This is a genomic window from Candidatus Nealsonbacteria bacterium DGGOD1a (assembly GCA_022530585.1).
Lineage (GTDB): Bacteria > Patescibacteriota > Minisyncoccia > Minisyncoccales > UBA5738 > UBA5738.
This window is the reverse complement of the sequence record CP092821.1, coordinates 551,349-577,089: the sequence shown is the minus strand read 5'-3', so window position 1 is coordinate 577,089 and position 25,741 is coordinate 551,349. Positions and strand designations below refer to the sequence as shown.

The 25,741-nt window shown below is 42.7% G+C and carries 20 protein-coding genes, 2 tRNA genes and 1 rRNA gene; 7 read left to right on the top strand and 16 right to left on the bottom strand.

What is annotated here, in order from left to right:
• Positions 1-101 precede the first annotated feature (101 nt).
• The 9 genes from L7H18_02790 to L7H18_02750 form a co-directional block, all read right to left on the bottom strand.
• Positions 102-716, bottom strand: a complete 615-nt coding sequence (locus L7H18_02790) for a class F sortase (protein ID UMX48440.1) — start codon at positions 714-716, stop codon at positions 102-104.
• An 82-nt stretch (positions 717-798) separates the two neighbouring features.
• Positions 799-2,883 carry a DUF3494 domain-containing protein gene (locus tag L7H18_02785; protein UMX48439.1) on the bottom strand — a complete coding sequence of 695 codons (2,085 nt, stop codon included), beginning with the start codon at positions 2,881-2,883 and terminating at the stop codon, positions 799-801.
• Positions 2,884-3,174: 291 nt separating this feature from the next.
• Complete coding sequence (locus L7H18_02780; protein UMX48438.1) at positions 3,175-3,624, bottom strand: hypothetical protein; 450 nt, start codon at positions 3,622-3,624, stop codon at positions 3,175-3,177.
• 70 nt (positions 3,625-3,694) lie between these two features.
• Positions 3,695-5,743, bottom strand: a complete 2,049-nt coding sequence (locus tag L7H18_02775; protein UMX48437.1) for a DUF87 domain-containing protein — start codon at positions 5,741-5,743, stop codon at positions 3,695-3,697.
• 17 nt (positions 5,744-5,760) lie between these two features.
• Entirely contained in the window at positions 5,761-8,442 is a 2,682-nt protein-coding gene (locus L7H18_02770; GenBank protein ID UMX48436.1) for a DEAD/DEAH box helicase family protein, read from the bottom strand.
• 4 nt (positions 8,443-8,446) lie between these two features.
• Entirely contained in the window at positions 8,447-9,913 is a 1,467-nt protein-coding gene (locus L7H18_02765) for an ATP-binding protein (protein ID UMX48435.1), read from the bottom strand.
• 4 nt (positions 9,914-9,917) lie between these two features.
• Positions 9,918-12,188: a site-specific DNA-methyltransferase gene (locus L7H18_02760; GenBank protein ID UMX48434.1), complete on the bottom strand. Its 2,271-nt coding sequence runs from the start codon at positions 12,186-12,188 to the stop codon at positions 9,918-9,920.
• 224 nt (positions 12,189-12,412) lie between these two features.
• Complete coding sequence (locus L7H18_02755) at positions 12,413-13,456, bottom strand: IS5 family transposase (GenBank protein ID UMX48433.1); 1,044 nt, start codon at positions 13,454-13,456, stop codon at positions 12,413-12,415.
• Between the two features lie 431 nt (positions 13,457-13,887).
• A tRNA-Ala gene (locus tag L7H18_02750) sits at positions 13,888-13,963 on the bottom strand.
• A gap of 146 nt (positions 13,964-14,109) precedes the next feature.
• On the opposite strand from L7H18_02750, the gene L7H18_02745 reads away from it, so the two are divergent.
• A complete protein-coding gene (locus tag L7H18_02745; protein ID UMX48432.1) occupies positions 14,110-15,408 on the top strand; it encodes an OFA family MFS transporter in 1,299 nt (432 codons plus the stop codon).
• A gap of 50 nt (positions 15,409-15,458) precedes the next feature.
• Here L7H18_02745 and L7H18_02740 read toward each other — a convergent pair.
• The 3 genes from L7H18_02740 to L7H18_02730 all read right to left on the bottom strand — a co-directional run bounded on the left by L7H18_02740 (position 15,459) and on the right by L7H18_02730 (position 18,261).
• A tRNA-Ile gene (locus L7H18_02740) sits at positions 15,459-15,530 on the bottom strand.
• 19 nt (positions 15,531-15,549) lie between these two features.
• Entirely contained in the window at positions 15,550-16,125 is a 576-nt protein-coding gene (locus L7H18_02735; GenBank protein ID UMX48431.1) for a YbaK/EbsC family protein, read from the bottom strand.
• Between the two features lie 492 nt (positions 16,126-16,617).
• Positions 16,618-18,261: ribosomal RNA gene (locus L7H18_02730) — 16S ribosomal RNA — on the bottom strand.
• 733 nt (positions 18,262-18,994) lie between these two features.
• On the opposite strand from L7H18_02730, the gene dnaB reads away from it, so the two are divergent.
• The 3 genes from dnaB to L7H18_02715 all read left to right on the top strand — a co-directional run bounded on the left by dnaB (position 18,995) and on the right by L7H18_02715 (position 21,396).
• The gene (dnaB, locus tag L7H18_02725; protein ID UMX48430.1) at positions 18,995-20,341 is read left to right on the top strand and encodes a replicative DNA helicase; all 1,347 of its coding nucleotides are present in this window, start codon (positions 18,995-18,997) and stop codon (positions 20,339-20,341) included.
• Between the two features lie 11 nt (positions 20,342-20,352).
• Positions 20,353-20,958, top strand: coding sequence for a recombination mediator RecR (gene recR / locus L7H18_02720; protein ID UMX48429.1), 606 nt, complete (start codon positions 20,353-20,355; stop codon positions 20,956-20,958).
• Positions 20,959-21,039: 81 nt separating this feature from the next.
• On the top strand, positions 21,040-21,396 hold the full coding sequence (locus L7H18_02715; GenBank protein ID UMX48428.1) for a hypothetical protein: 357 nt from the start codon (positions 21,040-21,042) through the stop codon (positions 21,394-21,396).
• Between the two features lie 443 nt (positions 21,397-21,839).
• Here L7H18_02715 and L7H18_02710 read toward each other — a convergent pair whose 3' ends face one another.
• From L7H18_02710 to L7H18_02700, 3 genes are all read right to left on the bottom strand, one after another.
• Complete coding sequence (locus L7H18_02710; GenBank protein ID UMX48427.1) at positions 21,840-22,259, bottom strand: DUF86 domain-containing protein; 420 nt, start codon at positions 22,257-22,259, stop codon at positions 21,840-21,842.
• Positions 22,256-22,663 (bottom strand): nucleotidyltransferase domain-containing protein, encoded by a 408-nt coding sequence (locus tag L7H18_02705; protein ID UMX48426.1) that lies wholly within the window; start codon positions 22,661-22,663, stop codon positions 22,256-22,258. The genes L7H18_02710 and L7H18_02705 overlap by 4 nt, the downstream gene beginning before the upstream one ends.
• Positions 22,664-22,784: 121 nt before the next feature.
• On the bottom strand, positions 22,785-23,510 hold the full coding sequence (locus L7H18_02700) for a hypothetical protein (GenBank protein ID UMX48425.1): 726 nt from the start codon (positions 23,508-23,510) through the stop codon (positions 22,785-22,787).
• Positions 23,511-23,584: 74 nt separating this feature from the next.
• Between L7H18_02700 and L7H18_02695 the strand changes: the two genes are divergently transcribed.
• The 3 genes from L7H18_02695 (at position 23,585) to L7H18_02685 (ending at position 25,210) form a co-directional block, all read left to right on the top strand.
• Positions 23,585-24,574, top strand: coding sequence for an IS30 family transposase (locus L7H18_02695; GenBank protein UMX48424.1), 990 nt, complete (start codon positions 23,585-23,587; stop codon positions 24,572-24,574).
• Between the two features lie 163 nt (positions 24,575-24,737).
• The gene (locus L7H18_02690; protein ID UMX48423.1) at positions 24,738-24,980 is read left to right on the top strand and encodes a type II toxin-antitoxin system HicB family antitoxin; all 243 of its coding nucleotides are present in this window, start codon (positions 24,738-24,740) and stop codon (positions 24,978-24,980) included.
• 11 nt (positions 24,981-24,991) lie between these two features.
• A complete protein-coding gene (locus L7H18_02685; protein ID UMX48422.1) occupies positions 24,992-25,210 on the top strand; it encodes a type II toxin-antitoxin system HicA family toxin in 219 nt (72 codons plus the stop codon).
• Between the two features lie 90 nt (positions 25,211-25,300).
• On the opposite strand, the gene rplU is transcribed toward L7H18_02685, so the two are convergent.
• The gene (rplU, locus tag L7H18_02680) at positions 25,301-25,615 is read right to left on the bottom strand and encodes a 50S ribosomal protein L21 (GenBank protein UMX48421.1); all 315 of its coding nucleotides are present in this window, start codon (positions 25,613-25,615) and stop codon (positions 25,301-25,303) included.
• Positions 25,616-25,741: the final 126 nt, after the last annotated feature.

Here is a 25,741-nt window from a genome sequence, read left to right as displayed (position 1 = left end):
GAGTGTTTTTTTTGGAAAAATTATTTTCCGAAAATTTTTCTTCCAAATTCTTGATTGTTCCCGCGGCCGCTTCATTTTTTCGCCAATCCCGAACGCCAAGCCTATTCTTTGTCGGTAAAAACTATGAGCCGCTCGAAACGGGTTTTTTCCGCCTTATCCCAAGCTCCCGCGCAAGTAACGAGATTGAGATGCGCCTTCCCGTCGCTTGAGACAAACGCATCCGGAACGGCCTCATCTTTGCCGTATATTTTAACTTCGCGCACAACAAAAGCCGCGGTTGATCCCTTTTCGTCTTCAACGAATATCTTGTCGCCTACGGCCAATTTATATAAATTATCAAATACCCCCGGTGTATTGTTTTTCCAGCCGTAGTGGCCGGCAATAACGGCGGCGCCATTTTCTCCGGGGCGCAGTCCGAGGTCGAACCATGCCACTTCGGTGGGGCTTTTCGGCACATCCATTGCTCCGTCGGAAGTAAGGCCCATCGGAATAACGGCGGAGTCAACATCAATTGTCGGAATTTTAAGGCGCGCCGGCAATTCAACGCTTGCCGGTTCTTCATTTGAGAGAATGGCGGCATTTTCAATAAGCGACGCCGAACCGTCATGAATTAAGTTTTTTGGGGTATGAGGCAAAAGAATGGCCGCGAACAGAACAGACCCCGAAAAAAGGGCAACCGTCAACATCGCTCGTTTTGACAGGATTTTCAGGCGCATATATTTCACAAAAATTCGATAACCTCAAATCCCGGATAAAAATTTATCCGGGATTTGCTTGCCCATTTTCTTCCAATATCTTCTAATTTGTTTGCTTTCTTCGAACAAAGTAAAGGGAAATTAAAATCGCCAAAACGCCCGCCGGTATAATAATATTCCCAAAAGAGTTATCTTTATCGGGAGAAATCCCCGTGTTTGGCAATTTGGGAACGGTGGTCGCGACAACGGTGGCGATCGCAAAATCTTTGGCTGTTAGGCCATTGGCTTCTCCGCTCGCGGTAACGGTATTTACCGTAGTTTCAGCGATTTTTGTTTGGCAAGTATATGTCCATGTTTCGGCGGTATCAAGTTTTGAATCGCCGTTCGTGTCGCCGGAAATATATTTTACGGGACTGCATTTATCATCGGTGAGCCGGATATTGCTTAACGCGACTGTTCCCGGGTTGGTAACTTTGTTGGTGTAGGTGACCATTCCGCCTCCGGATGAAAGCGCGAGCGGATTCGGAACTTTTGTCACATGGATCAGCGGCGGCACCACCGGAACGCCGACAACGACCGTAGCGCTTGCGATATCGGTCGCGCTTATGCCGTTAGCCCACCCGGTCGCGGTGACAATATTCGTGTGGGTTTTTGAAAGTGTCGCGGAGCAAGTATAGGTCCATATTTCATTTACATCAAGTTTGGCGTCGCCGTTCGCGTCGCCGGAAATCAAAACGATGGGGCTGCAAGTATCGCCCGCCATTTTCACATTACTCACCGGAACCGTTCCGATATTGCGAAGCGTGTAAGTGTACTTTACCGTACCGGAGCCGTTCGGCAAAGCCAAAGGGCTTGGCACCTTCACCGCATCAATAAGAGGCGGAACGGCGGCATAATATGAACCTCCGCCGCTTGATTGGGACGCCGGCGCCGGTACCGGCGCGGTGTCATTATTGGTGATGGTGCAAGTTTTCACATCGCCCAGCGCGAGAGTGATGGTGCCGTCCGCGGCGCAATCGCCGCCAATGACGGCCGTATAGCCGGAACCGGGAGTTTCGGAAACCGTGTGCGGCCCTATCGCGATTGAGTTTGCTACTCCCGATACCACGCTGTTGCCGTCAACGAAAAGCGGAAAATCAGAGATGGTTTTGGCGCCGCTATTGTCGTTGACAACGACTTTATTCACGACAAGTTGCGGGGCGATATCGTCGTTGGTAATGGTACATGTTTTGGTTTCGCCGGCCGCGATGGTTCCCGAACAATCGCCGGAACCGGATTGCAAATAACCGGTTGGAACGATCGGTTCCGTTATCGCGTAAGAACCGGCGTCCAATGTGATATCTGTGCCTGATTCAGAACCGGTAAAAGAACCCGAAGAAACATTTGTGCCGGTAGCATTGAGCGTGAAATCGGAAGCAACCGCCGTGCCGCCGTTGTTATTGACCACCGCCTTGACGATATGAAGAGTGGCGGTGGCGGAAGGAGAAGCGGTCGCGCATGTCGGTCCGGAAATGTTGTTGTTGAGCAGTGTCACATCGCCTCCCAACGCCAAAGCTCTCCCGTCCAAAGCCGCGCCACTGCCGAAATGAATGCCGGTCCCGGCGATAATTGTTCCCGCAAATGAACCGCTGGTGATGGTTGCCAGAGTGTTGACTTGCCAATACACATCACAAGCCCGCGCGCCGTTAGTTAAGATAATTGAACCCGAGGATACCAAATCGCTTGATGCCTTTAAAATATATATACCCTGCCCGTTAAGAGTAAGCGACCCGCCATTCAACCGTCCGGCGCCAATATCATAGACCCCGGGAGTGAGAACCAAACCATCAAGAACGGGGCCGATACTGGCGGTTGGAGCTTGACCGGATATGTTGTCGTTCGCGGTTGAAAGATTTGCCTGAACGGCGGGGTTTATAATTGCCAAACCCGGCGCGACTCCATCGGTAGAGTATATTGTGCCGCTCACATCACCGGCGGTTAACGCGGTGATTCCGGCGCCGGTGCTGTTTATTCCCACATCGCCGGAAATAGCGCCCGTTCCGGTAATCGCCGTTTGGGCGATAATGGAAAAGGTTGCCGCCGCTCCCAAACCCGGATCCGTAGCCGCAAGCGTAGCGGTTAATCCGGCCATACCAAGCGCAAGCGCGATACTCAATGCGACCGCTGAAACCTTGTTATTTTTTTTCATAAATTTTTATTGAAACCTTGCTAATTTCTTTATAACAATTAATTTTATTGATTAAGCGCGGTCGACACACGCTTATTTTAACGCCAAATTATTTTTGGATTCGCGACTATTATTATATTTTAATCCCCTTCCGATAATTTTACAACAAAAAAATACGGAGATGACAATCCCCGTCCAAAATATCCTCATTTCTTTAAATCACGAAACCTCAACGCCTCGGCAACCATTTATCGAGTTTTTTTGCGGGAATGGCAATAAAAGTGGCGGAATCGGAGAGATTCAAACTCTCCGTTATTTTGAAGTCCGCCGAACCGATCCTAAACTTCGGAGGGGTTTGGCTCCTCTCGTATTTTTTGAATCTGTGTTTGGGCACTTTGAAAAATTTTGCTTATTGTAAATATCCGCGCTTTGATTTATTTTACAAAAATTTTTCTCGTTCGGATAGACCCATTTATACTGTTCGCTTTGCAAATGGATGATCAATGATTTCACTGACAATAATTTAAAGCGGGAATACATTTTTTTCCAATTGAAAACCCGCTCCTTTAGAACAAAAACCGCCAAAGACGGTTTAAGTGCGTTTAATTTTTCGATTGAATTCATCCGGATCGAGCAATCGTCCACTTCAATCCCGACCGAGTAGCTGCCCTTCCGGGCAAACACATCAATCCGGCCCTTTCGGTTCCGCCAGATCTCTTTTTCCGTCCGGGCTTCATAGCCCAAACGCGAAAAATATCTCATTATGAGCCATTGAATTTGTGAATGGTGCGGTGTATGAATTTTTAGCAGGTCTTCGACTAAATAATTCATTCTATGTTCCCAGATTATTTCGGAAAAAATCAACAATAACTGGCCTATCGCATGTTGATCCTTTCCCGACGACAATTGCTCTATATTTAGGCAATATGCTCATTGAATCCAAATAATTATTGCTAATATAAGCACCCATAAAATTTTTGGAAGTTTCGTCGAACGATTGAAGCGCAACTATTGTATGGCATTGATATAAAATAGTTTTAGTTACCAATGCCGTCCTTTGAGTAATTATTAAAAATCCAATGCTATGCTTCCTGCATTTTAACACTTGCTGAGAGATACGACTAACCGATGGCTGACCGAAACCTTGACTACCAAAACTATTTTCCGGAATAAAGTCATAGGCTTCTTCCATCACAACGCAAATTTTCTCATCGGGATGACTCGTTTGATACGCTATTACGTTGTCTATCAAACCAGCAGCATCATCGCTTAAGTTAACAGTATTAGTTTGCCCAGTACTGGTTTGTCTCGGCGCAGTTATTTGAAATGCGATTGAAACAATATTTTTCGTCGTTGACCCTAGATTAAAAGAAGTAGAATTTTGGACTTCGATTAGAGTGGTATCAATATATTTGGACAGTGATTGGTTATTATTCCTATCAACTTCAAAAATAACGACCTTGCATCCATTATTTGCCATCTTTTCTATAATCTTCGCTGCCATTGATGATTTACCCGTTCCAGTTTTTCCAATGATAGCGATATGATGGGAAACTCCCTCATCAAGATCAATATATATGGGATATTTTGATCTTGGGACATTGCCAACTCTAAAATAATTTCCGGGCAAATCCGGTATTTGTTCAGTGGAATTTTCTAGGAATACTGGCGAATTTAAGTCTGGCACCCATCCAACTTCAGAAAAGCGTTGAATGTCATCCTTCCAATATCCAATCTGTTGTGCCGATATAATTTTTATCCCTTTTCTACTTTGGCCGTCAATATTTTCATAATCAGTTTCCACATTGATTATTTGATATTTGGTCGCGTTTTTATAAAAATTTACAGATAATAAATCACCTTCCCTTAGTTCTTTCTTTTCGTCAACGCCATCTATCATCCTTATTTTTATGATATCAATATCGGAGTTATCAGAAACGAAACCAATAATATTTTCTTTATTTTTATATATTTCATTATTCTTTATTCCTTCCGTTATTTCTGATGAATATTTAAAAATATAATTTTGTTTATTGATATCAAATTTAGCGTCTTGGTTAAGACTACAGAATTGTAAATAATTAACACTATCAGTTTCAAATTTTGAAATAAATATCGCAAAAGGTAATTTATCCTTAAATGATTCGTGCGAATTTTTTATATCGTCAAGAAAAACAACATCATTCTGGTTCAAAGTTGGCGAATTAGGAGATTGCTCTACATAAAAAATACCCGGATTAATCCTTTTTGCTATTTTTCCGATCAATTTAATCTTACCCTTATTATTTAGTAATTCGAAAAATGGCTGAATAAGCTTTCTATCTATAGGCTCTATTAAAATAGCAAATCCCCAAAATATTATTAATAAAATCACTGAAACTTGTTCAGAATTTATTAACGATTTTCCTTCCAATGAGGGAATAAAATAGCTAAAAAGAGAAAGAATAAAAACTATCGAGAATAGCATCCTGGAGCTGCCCAAAAATCCAGAAATAATCGCCGAAGATTTTGCAATCTTTTGTGAAATATGATTTTTATCTCTTGAATCATCAATTAAGAAAAACGATAAAAAAGCTATTCCTGCGACAATAATCGAGTAGGCAAATAATGGCCAATAAAGAAGAAAATGATTTTTATTGTCTAGGGTAAGCAGTACGATTAAAAGGGTAAGAATGTTTACTATTACATCAATCGGTTTTGTAAAATACTTTTCCGTTATAAAAATTCCAAAAACTATCAATAAAAGTCCGCTCGTAAACCAGATGTCAGCGTCTCTTTCTAAGCCAGGAAATACCTTATTTATTAAAAAAAACTTTATCGCCAGAAGAGAGCTGGCGAATATTAAAAGGTAAAATAGGCTCTTAATCTTATTCCAATCCATAAATATTCTTTATTCTATTATTGGCCCCATCCGCTAATCACCTCTTTGAAATTCCTCGGTTTCTGGCTTTGCGCTTCCCAATCCTCCTGCTTGATATAAAGCATCTGATATTTTGCGTTTTTCTGATTAGCATTCACGTCCGTACACCATTGCTCAAGACGCTTTATTTTTTCGATATCGTCTAAATCCTCCCGGCCCTTCGTTTCCACGATATAATATTCTTTTGGCGACACCTTAACGATAAAATCCGGATAATAATCGGAGATATTACCGTCGGCATTTTTATAATCAATCTTAAAATGGACGGCAAAATAGTTTTTAACGTATGAGGTTATGTCCTCGCAATTTTCAAGGAAACTGGCAAATTCGAGTTCAAAATGGCTATCGCCAACAACTTTATTGAATATGCTCTTTTTGGGTACGATATATCCCTGATCTTTGACCACAAACGGACGACTTTTGCTAATTTTTATATAATCGCGGATTTCAGCTTCGCCTTTATCAAGAACTGTTAATTTATTGATCTCTTTCTTGAATGTTTCAATAACGGTTCTTGAGGCTTCAATTTCGGAAAGATTGCGAAGTGAATTAAGATTATCCAAAGCTATTGGATTGTTAAATAAATAATTCTGGATGAATTCTTTTACTTTGCCGTAAAGAATATCATAGCCGCTGACCAAACGAAGCTCTTTCATAATCACCTGCGCGAAATAACCGATTGCGCTTTGGTAATTTGGGATAAAATTGCTGTCCAATTCGGTTTTATGCGTGATCTCGCCACTAGCAATGTCGCGGAAAACGATTTCGCGTTTTTCTTCATCGCTAAATTCTTTAATCTCGATTTTTTTATAATCAAAATTGGTCGGTACTAATTCCGAAAGATTTTTATATTCTCGATAGATACGAGGCGTTAATACCGGTATTTCAATGTCTAATTGCTCAATGTCTTTTTTCAGATTTTCCCGATCTATTTCAACCACTATGGGCGACTTTGGTCCAGAACCTTCCCCCATTTTGCGATGTTCAAGTTCAACACCTTCGTTTTTGATAGATTCCACAAAGTCCATAAAAGCGTCCGTTCCTACAACGCTGACAAATTCCGGCAAATCCGGGTCACGGTACATTCGCCGCAAACCGCGGCCAAGCGTTTGTTCCGGCAAAATATTGCTTTGGGCCACATAAGCGCGAAGCCCGACAATTGTCGTTACATTGCGAACATCCCAGCCTTCTTTTAACATTAACACCGAAACAATAACTTTATGCGGGCTTTCCATCGAATCGATTGCATTAGCGGCTTGGCGCAATTCTTTCAATTCTTCTTCTTTTTTACCGCTTGCGCTTTCGGAAATTTCGCCGTTATTTTTCGTATGAATTACTAAAACCGATCCTTTCAAATCCTGATAGGTGTTTTCAAGGTATTGAGCCACATCATCGCAATTTTTCGTATCATCGGTCATCACAAACAGCACCGCTTTTTTGCCGAGCTTTTTGTGTTCTTCGTAAACCTTCTGCCATTCTAAATACCCAAGATGGATATAATCTTTATACTTCTCAGTATAGTTTGATGATTTATGCTCTTGAAGTTTGGCGCGACTGGCAGAATCGGGTAATACCGGATGCTTAACCACATTTTGATGTATGGCCTCAACCAGCGGATAATCGCTTACTGTTTGCACAAAAATTGATCCATTGTTGTGTTTGGGTGTAGCGGTAACATCTATCTGTAACGACAATGCCCCACCCTTCATTTTTAACCGATTGTGAATATCACCAACAGACTTAAACCACGCTAAGCGCGGATCATGGATGTGATGAGCTTCATCATTTAAAATTACCAACTCATCCACAGTACGGACAATATCGCCAAGATCAAGTTTTGATTCATTGGTCGCGCCCGCGGGTTTCTTTCCCAGGAAATAGTCGGCAGTATCTTGATCGTCAAATCCCGCCGCTTCGGTCGCGCCCTCATAAACGCGGTGTATGTTCGTTAAAAAAATATTTCCAGTTTTTCTTACCGTGCCGATCTCATCTTGGATATGCAATGTTAATTGAAAATCATCGCGCCAGTTTTGGCCGCAATATCCATTATCCGGCAATATCGGATCCTGGAAGAAAATTTTTAATCCGTCAAAATCGGTGCGAATACGATCAAGCACGATAATATTTGGCGTAATAATTAAAAAGTTGCGGGCCAAATTGGAATCCGCTTCATATAGTTTATGAAAATAGCTCCACGCCAACATCAAGCTCAAAACCTTGGTTTTGCCCGCGCCGGTTGCCATTTTAATCACATAGCGCGTCCAATCTTCATCAAACATTCCCGCCGAAACCGCGCCGGAGCTATCATATCGAATAAGATCGTATTTATCCCTGGATTTAGCAACCTCGTAAAGCCAAATCACAGTTTCCACCGCTTCACGCTGGGCGAAATAATATCTAAATAGCGATAATTCTCCGTCTTTATTCTCAACGGGATGATCTGTCAAAAACCACCAGTTAAGCAGTGCCTTGCTGGTTTCGCTCAACCCCTCATAACCAGACGCACGCCAAGCGGTAACTTTCTTGCGAAGCTCGGCAACAAGCGGCGGCAAAAGCTTTTCATAGCCTTTGTCGCGCAAATTCTCATCAGCCGGAAACCACCGGATAGCCGGATCAAGAATTTCGTAAGGCGAAGTTGGAAAATCTTTGTGAAGTGCCATAAATCTAAATAAGTATTTTGTTCACTATCTCAGGGAAAAATTCATTTAATTTGCCTTGACGGTTAACTTCTGTGATGTAAGCGTCCATCAATTCGGATTCATTGTTATAGCCTAACCTTCTTGCTAAATTTTTGACAAAGATTGAAGCGTCAAGCCTATCAAGAACATCCTTTGTGAGAGAATCCTTACTAGTTAATAATGCTTTAACTGGTGCAAAGCTTTGATTTGATATTTCTTTTACTGTATTAAATAATTCGCTGGAAATATCTTTTTTAGGATTACTTTTGTCAATTATCGCAAGAATAGCAGTATCTAAAAAATAATTTTCTATGCAATATTTATCAAGTTGCACTAAAGAACTATGGTAATCCGCCCGTTCGATGGATTCCATTGGTTTATTATCTCCATCTATTAAAAAAGAAACATTATTTACGTTCAGCATCTTAAACGCCTTTGCTTGCGTCTTTACTTTTTCGCAATTTCCAATGTCAACGATCTCAATTTTCTTTGGTAATAATTCGGATATTTTCCCAATAACATGTTTCTGTTTTTTATCCTCGACATATATAAGCTTATCTTCGGCGGTTATTCCATTAACAACTTTTACTATGTCGCCAGATAAGGCTTCTATTAAACCTTGATCTGGTTTATTTTTTATAACCGTATTGCCATTTTCCCAAACAAAAAATTGCGCAAAATCAACGTATGGCTTAATGAAACACGCCCTCGAATGCGTAACTATAATAATTTGCTTATTGTAAGTTTGCGCAAACCAGTCAAAGAAGCCAAACAATTTTTCTTCTAGCAGCCAATTTAAATGTATTTCCGGTTCATCGATTAAGTAAATATCGGCAGTATCCTTTACATAAAAAACCGCGAAAACTAATGAAATAATAGCGTTTTCTCCGGAACTCAATTGATTAAATTCTAAGTTATCTCCATTTTTTGAGATATTCGAAATATAACGACGACGACTTGAGTCCCAAGAAAGATTTATTTTATAATCAAATACCTTACTTAATACTTCTTGATATTTTTGCTTAATTTCCTCCGTAGCTTGCTCTTTGGTCTTATTTCCTTGATCAACAATTTTCTCCGAACTAAGTGTTAAATACTCCGAGATTGATTTGATTGTTTGGATATTATCATCTTGGAGCTGTTGATTTATAAAAGCGTTTAATGCGTTCTGTTCAGCATTTATATCTTGCCTTACTAATTGTTGCGCTTGTTCCATTAATACTTTTTGAGCATTCCTCTTTGGGCTAAATTGGGCAATGATAACATTTTGGCCAGGAATAGATAATTCAACTGTGGCATTATTTGATTTGTTTAATTGAATATATTCAAGAAGCTTTGTTTTGCAAGCTCCATTAGCTCCCGCGATAATATTAAGCCCCGAAGAAAAAGCTATTTCCTGGGTAAATCGCCCGTCCAGCAAATTAACTTTTACTTTTTTTATATAATTACCCATAAATTCAAATATTGATTTCAATTATCTTCATCGTGTCGTTGCCGAAAATATCGACCACCTTAATTGCAACCTTATGCTTTCCGGCTGGCATTTCTTTGGCAACGCTTATTAATTCAAGGTTGCGGTCTTTTTTGGTTCGGAAAGATTGCCACTCATTTTCAAATACATAGTCGCCGGTCCAAACTTCCTCAAATTCGGGAATTTTTACTTGATGCGGAACTGCCGAACCGTCAAGTTTTGGCTGCACCGATTCTTTTTTCGACACCCGGATTATTTCTTTTTTGCTTTCAAAATCAAAATCAACCGCCCAGTAATCAATCCAGTCGGTCCATTCCTTGGTTAAATTTTCTTTTTCGATTATGCCCTCTTTATCTTTAGAAACTTTGATAATCTGACCGTTTTCAACGATCAGTTTCTTACCTCCGTTCTTCAAATTTTCCTCGACTTCTTTGATCGAATCTTGATTGTAGAAAACAGAAAAATCGGTGAGTTCAATTGCTAAAGTGTTTTTCTTAATAATTGGTTTAACTTCGATATAAGAAACGTCGTGGAATACCACTTGGTTCTTCTCAATCGCCCGTTTGTCAAATACATCGCGCGGGATATATTTCAACGCCAAATCGATGCCTTTGCTCTTGGCTTCTTCCTGAATATTTGGGAATAATCCCATTTCAAACTCAAACGCGAGAATATCGGCTTTGGTAATTTTCTTTTCCTGACACTCATTGATAACTTCTTCAACAAACAACCGCGATACTGGCAAATTTATTGGCCCTATAGCAACCAATCGCGAGCTTTTCTTGCCGTGAAAAGTTCTAAATCCGTCAAACGCTTCGGCTTTGTATGCCCCCAGCACCAGCGCGATAAAATCTTTCTCCCGTTGCACGATTTGTGCCTGCTTTTCTTCATCGCGCAAATTTGGATTCACGCCAATATAATGCTGGCGTTCGTATTTTCCAAGATTCAGAATCTCAAACGCCCGGAAATTCTTACCATCTTTTTTCATCTGTCGCTGAACGCCAATCATTCGCTTCCGCGCGGTATGAATTGCGAACTTTCCCAAATCTGAACCAATCCATTTCCTATCTAATTTCTCCGCGACAGATAAAGTTGTCCCAGACCCGCAGAAAAAATCCGCCACAATATCATTTTCATTTGATGACGCCTTAATAATTCTTTCAAGCAACGCTTCTGGTTTTTGTGTTGGATATTCCTTGGCAACTGAAGATGAAATATCGTCCCAGACATCCTTACACCGTACGCCGCTTTCATTCATATATTGCTTCCTACTTGGCACCTTACCACTCTCAACAATTAAAATTCCATCATTAAGCCATTGATTAGCTGTTGATTCTGGCATCCGATAACCATTTGCTGGTAGTTTTTCTCCTTTACCGAAGCTATAAATATATCCGCCACCGCCAGGATTATCTACCGGCACCAACCGATATCTACCTTGTGCGTCTTCGTATCGATAAAGCTTATTGCTAGCCTCGCCGTATGCTTGAAAAACATCATTCCAGATATATGTATCCAACTTTGAATATAAAAAAATAGTATCGTGCGATTTAATATATTTTTTATTTTTAGCGGAAGTATCACCAACGGCACCTTGCCAGATAATTTCACTCAAGAATTTATTTTTATCAAATAACTCATCCAATACAGCGCGCACGTAATGTGTAAGCCTATAATCGCAATGGACATAAATACTGCCGTCATTGGCCAATAAATCGCGCATTAACGAAAGCCGCTCATAGATCATCGCAATAAAGCTATCCGCGCCTTTTCCCCAGGTATCACGGTAGGCCAATTCCTCCAAAACATTCGGTTTTTTAGTGAATTCTTCATTTCCTATTTCAATGTTCATTGAAAAATCTGCGCCCACATCGAACGGCGGATCAATGTAAATCAGTTTAATACCACCTTGCGCTTCGATCTCCTGGCGCAACGGGCCGTTTTTCAAGCTCGAAAGGATTAGTTTATTGTCACCCCAGATCAGTTTATTCGTCCAGCCTTTCAACTGGCGGCCGCGCGAATCGACGTCGAAAAGCGATCTTTGCATTTTAATTTCCTTTTCGCTTCGCGGTTCGTCAACTTGCTCAATCGTTTGAAAGGGCAAAACTGCGTTTGTTACTTCATTGGTTTTTCCATTCCATACCAGCTCGACTTCGCGCTTGTCTTCAAACAGCAAAAACCGGTATTTGTCCGGCAAAGGCTTGCCTGCTTCAATAAATTTGGCTATATCTCGTTTTTCGTTGTCGCTTAGGAACATATTGTGTTTAAAGCTATATTTCTATACACTTTAGCTCTTTTACGATCATTTTTCAATTCTATAATTTCTATAATATTAGACTGTTGAATAATTATTACCCCGTGGGTAATTTGAGGCCGGATTGCGGCTCTCGCGCCAGAGGAAAACTCAAATGAGGGTTTTCGCCTCGCGCGAGGGTGGCAATGATTGGATATTTGATTGAAAGATGCTCTTTGAAAAGCGTATCAAGCGGCAATTGGAGAAAGCAAAGTTACGATTCTTTTGCAGTTAAGAACGCTGGCGGTAACATATGCCTGAATTTCAGTTTTCCATTTTCCCGGCCAGCGGCATTTGGCCAGTCCGTGGTTCGATTTGCTTTCGGCGAATATCCGTTCAACTTTGTAGCGTTCACCGATGGTCTTCTTGTAGATGGCGGTTTTCATTCTTTGTTTCAGTTTTTCCACCTTGCGGTTCTTCTTGATAATGATGAATGATTTGAAACCATATTTTTCCAAAAGCGCGTGATTTTCGTTTGTGTCGTAGCCCTTGTCCAGAGTCGCTTTGGTTTTCTTTCTGCCATCGGTTGATTTTTTGAGCGGTTTGAGTAGCGGTTCCACGACATCCATATCAAGCACGTTGGCCGGAGTTATTTTCATCGCTTCGATGATTCCCGAATCGGCGTCAATGGCGGTATGCTGTTTGAATCCATAGATTTGCTTCTGATCGGATTTGCGCCCGAAGCGCGCATCTTGGTCGGGGCTGTTGTCATCGATGAAAGTATTGCCATCGGATTTGTCGTCATCGCGATGTTCCTTAACCAATCTAGCCAAGTCAACATTGGCGGCGATATCGGTGGAATCAATGATCTTCAAACGATCATGAATCAGTCCTTTTCCATCGGCTTGTTTGACAATTTGGTTGAAAATTTCTTGAAAGACATTTTCCCTTAACCTGTCCCGGAATACCGAAATCGTGGAATGATCCGGCGCGGAATCGGTGGCCGCCAATCCCAGAAACCATTTAAATGACAGGCGGTCGTTGATCTGTTCTTCCATGTCACGCAACGATACATTGTAGAGAAAAGCCAGCAGAAGAATCTTGAACAGCATTGCCGGTTCATACGGGCGGTTGCCCGCCTTTCCGAAATTCGGGTAGGCATCCTGGCAAAGCTCGTTGACGAAATTAAAATCAACCGCGGCGGCAAGCTTTCTTAAAAAGTGATCCTTGGGAACGATTTGATCATACAAGAAATATCCGAAAAATGAATTTTTGTTGGTTTGTTTGAACATATTTCGTGGTAAAGTTAGATTGTTTTCTACCTCTATTTTACCACGAATTGCGCTTAAATTAACCGCCATTATTCAACAGTCTAAATTTCCAAAAATTCGCGAAGCCTACTGGCTTCGATTTATATATATATTTTTACCCCCACCTGCGGCTAAAATGCGTTGGCCTGAGCCCAATTCGAGCCCGGCTGCCCCTTTGCGAGCGCCGCCCTGGAAGATAGCCATCTGGAAGGGCAAGCGACGCTCAGTCGGGGGTCAAAATTGTCGAATTGGGCGGATTTTGTGCTATTCTGGATCTTGCAGACAACAGGTTCTAACTTTCTCAAGCAAACACCACATTAGCGAAGCCGCGGCCGTGAGAAATTCTCCCGCTAATATGAAAATGTGGACCTTACCGGATTCGAACCGGCGACTTCATCATGTCCCGAAAACTTTGGTGGACCTTGGCGGATTCGAACCGCCGACCTCCTCATTGCAAATGAGGCGCTCTGCCGGCTGAGCTAAAGGCCCGGGAAATGGTTGATGAGTCGCAAGCGATGAGTTTAAACACGAACTCAAATGAAGCAAATTCAACAAATATACAATAGCAAAAAATAGCCCGATTGCAATTGCTTTAACGGCGGGGTTTGATAGAATGGCGTAATAATCATAAATTTATGAAACATAACCGCTGGTTCGTGGTGCTGGGGGCTTTGCTTATCCAGGTTAGCCTGGGCGCGATCTATATTTACAGTGTTTTTAAGCCGGCCTTGAAAGAACATTTTCCAACCTGGTCGGCAACCGATATCGCTCTGCCAGCCCAAGTTCTGCTGGGAATAGGCGCGTTAATCATGATTGTTGCGGGCAAGATTCAAGATAAAATCGGACCCAAAATAACCGCCATAATTGGCGCGTTTATATTATTATTGGGAATGTGTATTGCCGCTAAAGCGCAAACTTTGCTCCAGTTTGTATTCGGATTCGGAGTTTTGGGCGGCATCGGTATTTACGCGGCTTATGTCTGCCCGATCGCAACCTGCGTGAAATGGTTTCCGGACAAGCGCGGCCTGATTACCGGACTGGCAGTGGCGGGATTTGGCGCCGGAGGATTGGTGTTTGCGCCGCTCGCGAGTTATCTGATCGCCCATATCGGCATTATGGCGGCATTGTTTTATCTTGGTTTGGTTTATTTTTTTGCCATTGTGGCCGGAGCGCAGTTAATGCGCGTGCCGCCGGCCGGTTATTGTCCCGCCGGATGGATGCCGCCGGTGGCCGCCATCAATCAAAAGGCTGATTTCACGACCAAGGAGATGGTCCAAACCCGCCGCTTTTGGATTTTGTGGATTACCTATTTTATCGGTTGTGCGGCGGGATTGATGGTGATAATGAATTTGGTAAATATCTGGCAGGCGCAGGTTGCGTCCGGTTTTGCAAAGATCGCCGGAATCATTACGGCGGTGCAATTTTCGCAAATTCTGGCGCAGGGAACGCTGGCGGTGATGGCGGTATCAATTCTAAATAGTTCGGGCCGCATTGTCTGGGGTCTAATTTCAGATAAAATGGGCCGCGAAAAAACTTTGATGGCAATTTTTGCGCTATGCGGCATCGCGCTACTGATTTTAGGAGGATTGAACAGTTTTTGGAGCTTTGCCGCAGTCGCGTCTCTTATTGGCTTTTGTTTCGGCGGATTTTTGGCGCTTTATCCGGCGATTACCGCGGATTATTTCGGCGCGAAAAACATCGGCGCCAACTACGGCTTGATGTTTACCGCCTACGGCGCCGGCGGACTGGTTGGGCCGTGGCTCGCGCCAAAACTTTTACTTGCGGTTCGGGATGTACCTTACGAAACCGTTGATACCGCGGGTAAAACAATCGTCAAGTTAATGGAGGCCGGCAGTTACGCAAATTCCTTTATTCTCGCCGGTATTCTATGCCTGGCCGCCGCTTTTCTTGTTTTAAAATTGAAACACCAATAAATCGTAAAAACCTTTTAAAGCAAAAATCCCGGAAACGGGATTTTTTAATGTGGGCGCGGAAGGAATCGGACCTTCGGCCTCCGTCTTATCAGGACGGCGTTATACCACTTAACTACGCGCCCGCAACAAACTATTTATACCCTATTTCCTTCTTTTTTTCAAGGCGGCCTTAATCGGCTTTTTTAATTTGGGTTTGGCGGCCGAAAAATTGCCAATTGCCATTTCGGGGTTGGTTTTTTTAAATGCGGCGGGGGTGATTATCAGCGACGCTTCATAACTTCCGGCGGATATTATTATTTTTGGCGATTCCAGAAATTTTTTGTCGCAAAAAACGCGTATTTGCCACAAACCGGCAAAGGGCGGGATCGCTCCCGGGTCAATACCTTTAAAAGTTTCGGCAATAATTTTTTCTTTGGCAAAATCAATTTTCTTTGCCTTGGCGAGTTTTGCCAGCTTATCCATATCCAAATTCCTGTCTCCGCCGATAACCGCCATTGCCAATTCCCTGTCAATTTTAATCACCAAAACTTTGGCGATCGCGCCTGTCTTTATTTTTAAAGTCGCCGCCTTGTCAAACGCGGTATAGACCGTGCGATGAGTTATTGTTTCACATTTAATCCCCGTTTTACTCAAAAAACCTTCCACTTTTTTTGGAATTTTCACCGGCATCTCGGTTTTGTTAATCCGTTTTTTATTTTTTGGAACCTTTTTTATCATATCATTAATCTTTGAACTCGGATTCGTTTAGTTTTGACTGGCGCATGATTGATATGAAACATATTGCTTGTATTTTTTTCAAACCGCGGCCTTTAAATTTATTTTTTCATCAATTTTATTTTTGGTTTTATAATTTGATTTTGAATTTTGATTTCTATTTGTATCCTACCAAACCCTCGTATTCCGTCAATAAAATTTATTCTATATTTTTAGCCATAGCTAAATTTATAGAATATCGGTTTTGTATAAAAAAATTATAAAATTCCGTGACCGCAAAAAACACATAATCATCGGGGACATAATGGGTCTGTTGCCAAATTTTTGTTAGCGCAAAAACACCCCTGCGGGTGCTTTGATTTCCACTACGAATAAAAGAATTGCTTGAAGTCGCCTTGGACTTTCGAAATCGGTTTCTTAGAGACGAACCGATCAGCGTCTTGGTGTCAAGAGAAGAATTCTCGTCCCTCGACAAAAGCCGACACTCAAAAATGTAAATTAATTGATCCACGAGCAGGTTCCCCTACCCGTGCCTTGTTACGACTTCGCCCCTCTTATTGAATCCAGCTTAGTTCCCCTCGCGGGGCGCTTCGGCTGTCCCCAACTCGCTTGGCGTGACGGGCGGTGAGTACAAGGCTCAGGAACATATTCAACGTGACGTCATGATTCACGTTTACTAGCGATTCCGGCTTCATGAGGTCGAGTTGCAGACCTCAATCCGAACTAGGGCAGTTTTTGATGGGATTTGCTCCGCCTTGCGGCATCGCTGCCCTCTGTAACTGCCATTGTATCACGTGTGCGGCCCCAGTTGTCAAAGGCCGTGCTGATTTGGCGTCATCCTCACCTTCCTCCGAGTTGTCCCCGGCAGTTTCTTATGACAAGTAAAACATAAGATAAGGGTTGCGCAGGTTACGACATCTAAGTATGCATCTTACGACACCTGCTGACGACAACCATGCAGCACCTGAACTACTGTCCTTGTGGGAAATCCCGCTTTCACGGGACGATCAGTAGAATGTCTAAACTGGGTAAGGTTACTCGTTTGTTGTCGAATTAAGCCACATGATCCACCGCTTGTGTGAGCCCCCGTCTATTCCTTTGAGTTTTAGCCTTGCGGCCGTACTTCCCAGGCGGGACACTTAACGCGTTAGCTTCGCCACTTGAAGGGTCGACACTTCAAGCGACCAGTGTCCAATGTTTAGGGCGTGGACTACAAGGGTATCTAATCCTTTTTGCTCCCCACGCTTTCGTTCCTCAGCGTCAAGATTGCCCCAGCTATCTGCCTTCGCTTTTGGTGTTCCGCACGATATCAACGGATTTCACCCCTACACCGTGCGTTCCGATAGCCCCTAGCATCTTCAAGTTTGGAAGTTTCCGGTTCACCCCCCGGGTTGAGCCCGAGGTATTTAAAACCAGACTTTCCATACAGCCTACGAACACTTTACGCCCAATAAATCCGGATAACGCTTGCGGGTTCTGTATTACCGCTGCTGCTGGCACAGAATTAGCCCCCGCTTATTCATAGAGTACCGTCAATTGCTTCTTTCCCTATAAAAGGAGTTTACGGCGCGAACGTCTTCATCCTCCACGCAATGTCGCTGGATCAGGCTTTCGCCCATTGTCCAATATTTTCGGCTGCTGCCACCCGTAGGTGTCTGGGCCGTGTCGCAGTCCCAGTGTTGGGGAACAAGCTCTCACTCCCCCTAACCGTCATCGCCTTGGTGAGCCATTACCCCACCAACTAGCTGATAGTCCGCAGGTTCATCATCAACCGGCTTGCGCCTTTACCCTTCAGCTTGCGCTTCAGGGACCATCGGGTATTATTCCGTCTTTCGACGGGCTATCCCCGAGTTAATGGTAGATACCTACGTGTTACTAACCCGTTCGCCGCTAACCATACACCCTGCACGGGAAAATCCGAATTTTCAAAATCCGAAATCCGAAACAATTTTCAAAATCATAATTTTCAAATTCTCAAAACAAGAATTTCGTTTTTATTTTTTTGAAAATTAGAATTTGTTTCGAGTTTCGAAATTCGATATTCGAATTTCCCTGTGCAGAGCATATGATCCGCTCGACTTGCATGCCTTATCCACATTGCCAGCGTTCATCCTGGACCAGGATCAAATCCTCAATAAAATGAGTCCAAGACAACTTCAAAAAATTCTTTGTATGCTTTGTTAAAGCGCATACCGCTTTGGCTCACGAAATATTTTCGTGGAAAATTGAAAATATTTCGCTATTTAATTTTAGAAGTTCTTTCCCCTCGGCGTGCTCGCCTCGGGATTTCCTCGCTCGCGCTCGGTCACCCCCTCGGCAATTATAACTGCTTGTTAAAAACAAACAAAAAATCATACAGTCATAATATCTTATGATTTTTTTCTTGCTTTCAACCGTCGTCAATTTTCTACTTGTTGCTCGGGCAGCAATTGCAAGAGCAGGCGCAAGTTTTGGGCGCGGCTTTCTTTTTGTTAACTTTCTTGGCGGATTTTTTATCGGCCATAATTTTACAATTAACTTCGCAACAATGACAGTTTAGCGTTTTTTAAAACCAATGTCAAGGCATCGGCAAATCTTTTGTTTTTCCGTTTAATTTTTCCAATTCTTTGAAGAAATTTGTAAAGAAAAATTAAATTAAAAAGATAAACAACTTGCCCTTGCGTTTGATCGCGCGCGCGAAATCGGAAACCAAATGATTATATATACCCGCCGGATTCAATTGTCAATGCCGGTTATGCACAAGGGTTGCAAGGTTTGATTCGCTTTGTTACGATAATTCATACAGTTTTGTCGATTACATATCTCGTTGAGGTCAAACCTCAACAAACTTGTTGAGGTTTGACCTCAACAGAACCCCAACAGGACAAAAATTATGGTAAATGTTGCGCCCACGAAAATACCGCCGCAGAGTTTGGAGATTGAGCAGTCGGTTTTGGGTTGTTTGATGCTGGATAGATCGGCCATGATGAAGGTGGCCGATGTTTTGTCGCCGGATGATTTTTACAAGCACAGCCACAAAGAAATTTACGCGGTTTGCCGCGAGTTGTTTGAAAAAGGCGATCCGATTGATTTTCTTTCGGTTTCAAACCGGTTGAAGGACAAAAACGAATTGGAGGCGGTGGGCGGCAATGCGTATTTAACCGAATTGGTCAATCTGGTGCCAAGCTCCGGCCATGTGGCGTCCTATGCGCGTATCGTGCGGCACAAGCGGGTGTTGCGCGATTTGATTTCGGTATCGCAGGAAATTGAAATGCTGGGTTATAACGAAAGCGACGATCTGGAGGCGGTTCTTGATGACGCGGAAAAGAAAATTTTCAATATCGCCCAGAAAGGCGTGAGCCAGAATTTCACTATCGTAAAAGACACTTTGGGCGCGGCGTTTGACCGCATTGAAATGTTGTCGCAAGGCACCGGTACGCGCGGCGTACCCACGGGGTTTGCCGATCTCGACAAAATGCTTTCCGGGCTTCAAAGATCCGATTTGGTAATTCTGGCCGCCCGGCCATCTCTGGGCAAATCAACTTTGGCGTTGAATATCGCGGCCAATATCGCTTACAACGAAAAAATTCCCGTGGGCGTGTTTTCCTTGGAAATGTCAAAAGACCAGATGGTTGATCGCTTGATTTCGGCTTATTCGGGCGTTGATCTTTGGAAAATCCGTACCGGAAAATTACAAACCGAAGATTTTGAGAATATACAAAGAGCCTTGTCGATTTTATCCGAGATGCCGTTGTATATCGATGATGTTGGCTCCCCTTCCGTTCTGCAAATGAAAGCGCTGTCGCGGCGTTTGCAAGCTGAAAACGGACTTGGTCTTTTGGTAATTGATTACTTGCAGTTAATGGAACCGCTCAACCGGATGGCCAGTCCGGTCCAGCAAGTTTCGGAAAATTCCCGCGCCTTGAAAGGCTTGGCGCGCGAGCTTAATATTCCTGTGCTTGTCCTATCCCAGTTGTCCCGTGCCGTGGAACAGCGTATCCCGCCCATTCCCAAGCTGTCCGATTTGCGCGAATCCGGTGCCATCGAGCAGGATGCCGATGTGGTGATGTTTATTTACCGCGAAGACCGCTACCGCGAAAACAGCGAACAAAAAGGCGTTGCCGAAATCATTATCGCCAAGCACCGCAACGGCCCGGTGGGCAAACAATTATTGCATTTTGACGACCGCACCGTCTGCTTCAAAAATCATACCGAGGGGTATGAATATCAAGACCAATAATTTATTTTGCAATGTATTCCCCTTCCATTCAAAAACTAATCGATAGGTTTAGTAAATTTCCCACTGTTGGGCCGCGAACGGCGGCGCGGTTTGTTTTTTATTTGATGCGGCTGGATAATGCCAAGGTGAAAGAACTTATCCAAGCCATTACGGATATGAAGGTGAACATCAAAACCTGCCCGATGTGCTTCAATATCTATGAATCGGAAAAGACGCTGTGTCCGGTTTGCGCGAATGTCAAACGCGATAAAACCCAGCTTTGCGTGGTGGCTGGCGAAACCGATCTGGCAACTATAGAAAAAACAAAAATCTATAAAGGTTTATATTTTGTTTTGGGCGGTACGGTTTCGACCTTACACAAAGAAAGCCTGTCCGGATTGCGCATCGCCGAACTGGAAAACCGCGTCAAAACCAGCCAATCGATCAAGGAAATTATTCTAGCCATAAACCCGACTTCCGAAGGCTACGCTACGATCCTCTATCTTGAAAAGATCCTAAAACCTTTAGGCAAAAGAATCACCAAATTAGGCGTGGGCTTGCCAATGGGCGGCGAACTGGAATACGCCGACGAGGAAACCTTAAGTTCGGCGCTGGAAGGCAGGAAACAAATCGCTTAAAAAATTTCTTATCAGGAGAATGAACAACAAATTGACAGGGCGATGGCGAGTTTTATATAATGGAAGTATAAATTCGCAACAATGGCAAAATCATTAAAAAAACAACCGGTAACTTTGGAATCGCTGGCGCAAGCAATGGCAGTTGGGTTTGCGACTTTGGACAAAAAGATTGACACCAAGTTTGGTATTCTGGACAAAAAGATTGACACCAAGTTTGGTATTCTGGACAAAAAGATTGACGATAGAACTGATTTATTGTTATTAAAAATGCAACAGGGGTTTTTGGAACAGATTGAGAGAATCGAATGTATTGAGCATGATGTCGCCGATCTCAAAGATGGCCAAGAGCGCATCGAAGCTAAACTGGCAAACACCGCGCGCAACATTGATTTAATGGATTTGCGCGCCGAAGTGGAAATTTTAAAACGAAAATCGTAATCTTTTGCAATCATTTTGTTAAAGTTCAATGCCTTTAACGGTAGGCTGGCCGATTTCCACCTTTTTATCGTCGTTTTAATTTTCAATTATCAATTTTCAAACAAAAACACAAAACCATCCCGAGCAAATTGAGGGGACGGTTTTTTGTTTTTCTAAACGCAGGCGGGAAAATAAGACGTGTGGGATTTGCGCGGCGGGTTTTGGGTTATATCGCGTAGGGGCGAATGATCATTAGCTCACATTTTGATTTTCGGCAGCGATTTTGTCGGCAATCGCCTGAATTTTATTTTGGATAGTATACTAAAATCGCATATTATCCGAAGCAACGCCGTCCAAATCTCCTCCCTTTAAAACTTGCACCGACCTGGTGTGTGCAAGTCTCTCGTTTGTATATAAAAAAAGAACCCCGAGAGTTTTAATCCTCGAGGGGAGATGCATCGGAATTACAAATTCAAGTACTTTTTGATAATTGATTCAAATTTCTTAATATCATCAATGCCTGACATTAAAACTTCATAGGCAATGGCAAAATCAAATTTTTGGTAATCGTGAATTATTGAATTACGAAAGCCGGTCATTCTAATCATTTTTTGCGCCAATTCCAATGAGATAACCTCTTTTTCTTTCAGGGTTTCAAAAATTTCTGCGTATGATCCGGGCCGGTAAAAATCTTTGAGAGCGATTACCGCTTCGCCCAAATCAATTGCGGATTGGCAAAGCAAATATAGATACCGCTCCAAAGCGCCTTTGAGCGTGGCGTCGCCTTCCAAATCTTTTTGCGAATGTTTCCGATATTCAAGCAATTGCGAGTAATATTCATCAATGGCTTTTAGTTTTGATTCAATAACATTGATTGTTGTCATTTTGTTTTTTGATATGTGTCAATAAAAATTCTGAAATCAAAATATTCATTTAAAATTCTTGATTCCACAATAATCTTATGTGGCTCTTTTTCAAAAATAACTTTGCTTTCGCTGATGATCGCGTATTTTAGATTTATATTGTCTGTATCGTTTATCACCGCCACATCAACTTTGTTGGTTTTTAGCGCGTTCGACAGCTCGCCCATCAATTGGAATTTAATGTCATATCTCTTTTTTTTGTCCGGTTCATTCAAATAGACCGCGAAATCGTAATCGCTCATCGGCCCGCGCCTATTGGTTGCTGTGGAGCCAAAAATATACGCCAAAACGATCTGGGGCATCTTGCGCGCCAAACCCTCCATCAAATCCTTATATTTTTGCAAATTATTCTCAATATCGTCCATATTCCATTGCTTATGTTTATACCTTCAACATACCAAAAACCCGTCGAAAACACAAAAATTGCATAGGTGGCACCTATGCAAATCTATGCAAATTCGTCTTGCGCGTGTATAAAAAAAGGCCTCAAGGTTCGTCCTCGAGGGGCCTCCGATATATCCTCCGTTGCGATAAAGCGTCATATTTATCATCCCATCGATTTAAATGGGCTATAACCGCTTTTATCACATCGGGATCGGTTAAGAGAGCGATATGATCAATTTTTGGAAATTCTTTATATACCCCAATACAATCGGTATGTTTTCCAAATGTGTCGCCGTCCCAACGGGCAAGAAAATTCGTTCCCAGTGAACCGTTTATTTGGAGCATTGGCATCATCCATGGAAAATTTTTGGTTCTGCGATTTTCCATGAAATCACCGTTTCTCAACATTCCTTGAACGCTGATATTGTCCAGCGGAAAGCGCGATTTTCCCAATCCTTTTAATCTTGCCAGCAGATTGATAATTTTGAATTGCCGCATGGTAACTCCGTTTAGTGGCGATTCAATAATTACCGGCGGGAGCATTTGCCGTGGCAATTTTTCCGGAATCAGCAATCCGCCCATTGAATGAGCGATTATGGTGCGATATTTTCCGTAAAAAATATCAGCATAAACGCTTCTCGCATAGATTTCCAAAGAATTATCCATTGGTTCCCCTTGATAATAATTAGAAACCACGATTTTCCAACCGGCTTCATTGAAAACCGGTTGGACTTGTTCAAGAATTTGCGATACCCGCGCAACCGTTTCTTCGTCGCGCAAAAATCCGGGAATAAATAAAATCGGCCTTAACTCGCCTATTTCATCCAATTAAACCACCTCCTTTATTAAGTTTTGACTCGAAAATTCTCTTTTGAAATGCAACTTCGGTAAAATGAGGTTGTATGAAAAAAGAAACCAAAAAATTACGCAAAAAAAGGCGGCGCTTCCGCCACCTTAACCAATTTGATCGAGACCGCATTGAAGCGTTAAAGAACGCCAGCCACAAACAAGAAGAAATCGCCAAGGTGTTGGACTTTGACGCCAGCGCCATCAGCCGGGAAATCAACAAAAGAAAACGAAAGAACGGCGTCTATTCCGCCAAAACCGCCCAGCAAAAAGCGCGAGTGAAAAGATCGTACAGCAAGCATCAAGGAATGAAGGTTGAAAAATATCCCGCTCTGCGAGAACAAATTATCGCCGGGTTGGAAAACCATCGTTCCCCGGATGAAATCGCCGGACGAATGAAGCGCGAAAAGCAGAATCCGAGAATTGGCGCCAATGCCATTTATAAATGGCTTTACAGCGCCTGGGGCCAGGCATACTGTCATTTGCTTTGCGCCAAGCGCTATCATTCGCGCAAGCAGAAAAGGAAAGCCAAAAGAGAGATGATCCCCAATAGGGTTTCCATTAGCAAACGGTCCAAGCGCGGCATCCACGCCGAAGGCGATCTGTTTGTTTCGCCAACCAAAACCGGCAGTCAAAACAGCGGCGCGATCATCTGCGTTCCGGCTTCAAAGCTATTGGTCGGCACAATGATTGAAAACAAAAAACCGGCCACGATGGTCGCGGCGGTTAAAAGCATGACCATGGATTTAAATATTAGCGATTTAACCTTCGACAACGGCATCGAAAACAAAGAACATGAGCAGTTCGGATTGCCGACATATTTTTGCGACCCTCACAGCCCGTGGCAAAAACCCCATGCGGAAAACGGCATCGGACTTGCCCGCCGGTGGTTCATTCCAAAGGGAACCGATTTGAAAAATGTCTCCGAAGAGCAATTCCAAAATTGCTTGCATATTCTTAACGGCAAATACCGAAAATCATTGGGATACCGCTCCGCTTATGAAGTTTCGCTAAAGCGTGGTATTATACAAAAAATCCCGCGTTAGCGGGGAGAAAAACATTCGGAGAAATTTAATCAAAAAGTTGCATTTCACTAGACAATTTACAACTGGAATGCTGGTTGGATTATAGCATAAATTGTAAAATTTGTCAAATTGACGAGGTGGGTGCGGACTTGTATAATGAAAGCGTTGAGTTAAATCAATTTCCATGGAAAATCAAAAAAAGAAAAATTTGTCTTTTTCGGTTATTTATCAATCAGTGCCGGAAGGCGGCTATGTGGCGTGGGCGCCGGCGTTGCCGGGTTGCCACACGCAAGGCGACACTTTGGAGGAAGCCGAAATCAATATTAAGGAAGCAATCGCGCTTTATTTGGAAACCTTGGGTTCCCGTAATGAGTGCTTGCCTCAAGAGGTGAAACTTTTTCAAGGTATGGTCGAGGTTGAGGTTTAAATTGCTTTTCAATGAAAAATCTGCCCTCTTTAAATTTAAAACAAGTTATCAAAGCTTTAAAGAAACTCGGCTTTGAAGAGGTTCGGCAAAAGGGTTCGCATTTGGTTTTGTATAATCAAAAAACAAACAAAAGAACCGTTGTGCCGATTCACGCCGGAAAAGAAATCAAAAAACCACTTTTAAAATCAATTATTGAAACGATGCCGGAATTTCAATTGAAGAATTTTTAAAATTATTATAATCAACGCGAATTCAAAAAAATCGCCCGATTTTCATTAGGGCGGTTTTTTCATATTTTATCAAAGATTAACGATTAAAGGTTAAAGATTGATTCCGGTAATTTCCACTTCGGTTAGCTGCTGTCTGTGGCCTTTCTTTAAATGATAACGCTTCTTGGCCTTGTATTTGTAGGCGATCACTTTGGGGCCCTTGGTTTGCGCCACGATATTGGCGGCCACGGCCGCGCCTTTTACGGTCGGCTGGCCGATTTCCACCTTTTTGTCGTCGGTTTCCACGAGCAAAACCTCCTCGAATTTGATTGAAGCGCCCGCCTCCCCTTCCAGTTTTTCCACTTTCAACTTTTGCCCGGGAGACACGATATATTGCTTCCCTCCGGTCTTGATTACTGCTAACATGAGTTTATTATTTATTTAAATTGGATTAACTTTATTACTTTATAATGTATTTCTTCAAAAGTCAACGGCAAATCAAAAATATATTTTCCAAATGTATTTCGTCGAGCGGGGTATGAACCCCGCACG